A 3,167-nucleotide genomic window follows, 5' to 3' on the forward strand; every position below is an offset into this window, starting at 1 on the left:
ATCGGGGGTTGTCGGTGCCGGGGGAGGTGTCGGTGGTGGGGTTCGACGACTCGCCGTTGATCGCTTTCACCGATCCGCCGCTGACCACCGTCCGCCAGCCGGTCCAGTCGATGGTGACCGCCGCGGTGCACACCCTGCTGGAGGCCGTCTCCGGCGCACCCGTGCAGCACTCCGAGCTCATCTTCCAGCCGGAGTTCATCGTGCGCGGCTCCACGGGTTCGGGCCCGAAGATCCTCCGCTGACCCTCCTCTCCCGGAGGGCCTCCGCCGACCCTTCTCTCCTCTCCTGAGGATCCCTCTCCTGGGGATCCCCGCCGACACTTCTGTCCTGGGGATCCTCCGCCGCCCCCTCTCCCGGGGACCCGGCCGCCCTCTCGGGGGTCGCCCCTCCGGGAGAGCCGACCCCCCTTTCCCCGGGGATCGGCCGTATCCGGCCTATCCCTCTCCTCGGCACGTGCGTCACCCGGGCCGCCCGCGGCCCGGTCCCGGCGGTGGTCAAGGCCGGTGGTACGGCGGTGCCGCCCTCCGCCCGGCTCAGCGGCCACGAGGTGCTCGGCATCCTCCGGCGCTGCGCCCTGTCAGGACTGATGTTTTCGGATGCCAGGTCTTATCCTGGACATCTCCCCGGAACCTTCGTGAAACCTGTCTAGGACACCCTGGCTGTCCAAAGAGAGGTGATCGACAATGATGTTGCGGCTACGGGTGTCCTTCCCTGACCGTCCGGGCGCCCTGGGGCAGGTCGCCCGGGTGCTCGGCACGCTGGGGGCCGACATCCTCCAGGTGACGGTGCTGGAGCGCGAGACCGGCCGGGCCGTGGACGACTTCACCGTCGCCTGGCCCGGCGCCGCCGACGCCGAGACGGTCCGGGAACGCCTGTCCGTCGTGCCCGGCATACGCGTCGAGGCCGTCTGGCCCACCCGGGAGATCCCCGGCGCCGCCCCCGACTACGACCTGCTCAAACATGTCGCGACCGACCCCGCCCGGGCCTTCGCCACCCTCGTGGACGCCGTGCCCGGCCTGCTGAGCGCCGAATGGGCGGTCGCCTTGTCCTCGGGGAGCGGTGAGCTCGTCCACCGGAGCTGGCAGGCCCCCGCCGCGCTCGACGGAGAAGGCGGCCTCCTCGGCGTCAAGGCGGGCGATCTCACCCCCCTGCGCCCCTCGACCCTCGCCTCGGGCAGCCATCGTCTGATGAGTCTCCCGGTGCCGGGCGCGGGCCTGCACCTGGTCCTCGCCCGCCCCGAAGGGCCGTCCTTCCACCGGGCGGAGCTGGACCGTGCCGCCCGGGTCGTCGAGATCGTCTCCATCATCGGCCGCTGATCCCGGGGCGGACCCGGCGGACGCGGGGCCGGACAGGGTACGGCGGGCCACGCGGGGTACGGCGGGGCCGGGCCGGCCGGTCAGCGGTGCGGGGGGTCGATCCGGGAGCCGTCGGGGGTGAAGAGCATCAGGCGGGTGGTGTCGACGCCCACGCGGGCCGGTTCGCCGGTCCGCCAGACGGGGCGGGAGCCGACGCGGACGATCAGGTCTGCCCGGCGGTGGGTCCCGCCGACCTGCTCCTGGGCCTGCTCGGGCTCGGGGTCGAATCCGGAGCCGGGCAGCAGGCGCCTGATGACCGCGCGGGCCCGGCCGCCCGGGGCGGCGGCCGCCAGGCCGCGGGCCTTGTGCCGGGGGTCCGGAGGCTCGGGGACGGCCACCGTGGGGATGCCGCTCTCGACGTAGGCGAGCCACTCGTGGCCGTGATACTCCAGGGCCCGGACGCGGCCGAGGAAGGTGGGGCCCTCGAACGTCTCGGGGACCGGGGCCAGGCAGTCCGGGCGCAGGCCGACGATGATCTGGCGGCCGACGTGCTGGGAGATGGCGTAGGCCCTGGGATCGGTCCAAGGGATCATGATCTGGTGGACCCCGAAGTCCAGCAGGATGAACTGGTTCTGCGGGGTGCGCACGGTGGCCGCGAGCAGGTTGAGCTGCTGGGAGCTGAGAAAGGCGGCGGTGAAGGCGGTGGCCGGGTCGTTGTATACCTGGGCGGGGGTGCCGACGTCCTGGAGCACGCCGCGGTTCATGATGGCGATCCGGTCGGCCAGCGTCAGGGCCTCGACCTGGTCGTGCGTCACGTAGATCGTGGTCACGCCGAGGGATCGGACCAGCGAGGAGATCTCCATGCGGAGCTCGGTGCGCATGCCCGCGTCGAGGTTGGACAGCGGCTCGTCCATCAGGAAGAGCGAGGGCTGGCGGACGATCGCCCTGCCCATCGCGACACGCTGGCGCTGGCCGCCGGAGAGCGTTCCAGGGCGGCGCTCGAGGGTCTCGTCGATGTGCAGCGCCTTGGACAGCTCCGTCACGCGCTCCCTGACCATCGCCGGGTCGGCCTTGGCGATCTCCAGGGGGAAGGCCATGTTGCCGCGCACCGTGCGGTGCGGATAGAGCGCGCCGTTCTGGAAGACCATGGCGACGTCCCGGTCGCGCGGGGCGAGGTCGTTGGCGAGCGTGCCGCCCAGCCACAGGTCCCCGGAGGTGACCTCCTCCAGGCCGGCGATCATCCGGAGCAGCGTGGACTTGCCGCAGCCGGAGGGCCCCAGCAGAACGAGGAATTCCCCGTTTTCGGCGCGCAGGTTCATGCGGTCAACCGCCAGGTACCCGCCGGGGTAGACCTTGGTCACATTGTCGAGGACGACGGTACTCATGCGCGCTCGTTCCCCCCGGGCGCCACTGCCCGGATCCAGCCGTGTGATTGATGAGGTAGTACATCGCGCTACTTGCCCGCGTGTCCATAGATGTCGTTAGAAATCGCACATCTGCTGGTTACTTCCCTGTTCCTGATGAGTAGCTAAGTAGCGAATTAGGGGATTTCCGGCCGCATACGAGGTGACGGCCGTGACAGAGAGCAAGGGATGTTACAGTTTACGAAAACTTTCGGAAACGAGTTTCACATCCAGGGCGTTGAATACCGTCGGGGTTGCGCCCAATTCAGCAGCATGGTGGGGTACTTCTGATGGACGGTGAACTCACGCAGACCTCGCGGTCCCGCCCCGAGGGAGCGGGCATCCGGCTGGCCGACATCGCCGCCCAGTCAGGAGTGAGCGAGGCGACCGTGAGCCGGGTGCTCAACGGCAAGCCGGGTGTCTCGGCCGCCACCCGGCAGGCCGTCCTGGCCGCGCTCGACGTCATGGG

At 70.6% G+C, this 3,167-nt stretch carries 4 protein-coding genes; 3 read left to right on the plus strand and 1 reads right to left on the minus strand.

All coding sequences use genetic code 11. The features are described 5' to 3' along the window. Both ACZ6R6_RS49200 and ACZ6R6_RS49205 read left to right on the plus strand, forming a co-directional pair. Positions 1-242, plus strand: a 242-nt coding sequence (locus ACZ6R6_RS49200; RefSeq protein WP_470104446.1) for a substrate-binding domain-containing protein, incomplete at its 5' end; no start/stop codon positions are given. Positions 243-683: 441 nt separating this feature from the next. After that, complete coding sequence (locus ACZ6R6_RS49205) at positions 684-1,316, plus strand: ACT domain-containing protein (protein WP_470104447.1); 633 nt, start codon at positions 684-686, stop codon at positions 1,314-1,316. Between the two features lie 80 nt (positions 1,317-1,396). Here the strand turns inward: ACZ6R6_RS49205 and ACZ6R6_RS49210 are convergent, their stop codons facing one another. Then, entirely contained in the window at positions 1,397-2,680 is a 1,284-nt protein-coding gene (locus tag ACZ6R6_RS49210) for an ABC transporter ATP-binding protein (protein WP_470104448.1), read from the minus strand. Positions 2,681-2,988: 308 nt separating this feature from the next. On the opposite strand from ACZ6R6_RS49210, the gene ACZ6R6_RS49215 reads away from it, so the two are divergent. Next, positions 2,989-3,167 (plus strand): LacI family DNA-binding transcriptional regulator (locus ACZ6R6_RS49215; RefSeq protein ID WP_470104449.1); only part of this gene is annotated, 179 nt, incomplete at its 3' end.

This window comes from Streptosporangium sp. NPDC048886, from assembly GCF_055586905.1.

Excerpts from the sequence above, each read along its gene's own strand:
- ACZ6R6_RS49210 (WP_470104448.1), bottom strand. The coding sequence starts at position 2,680 with ATGAGTACCGTCGTCCTCGACAATGTGACCAAGGTCTACCCCGGCGGG.
- ACZ6R6_RS49205 (WP_470104447.1), top strand. The coding sequence starts at position 684 with ATGATGTTGCGGCTACGGGTGTCCTTCCCTGACCGTCCGGGCGCCCTG.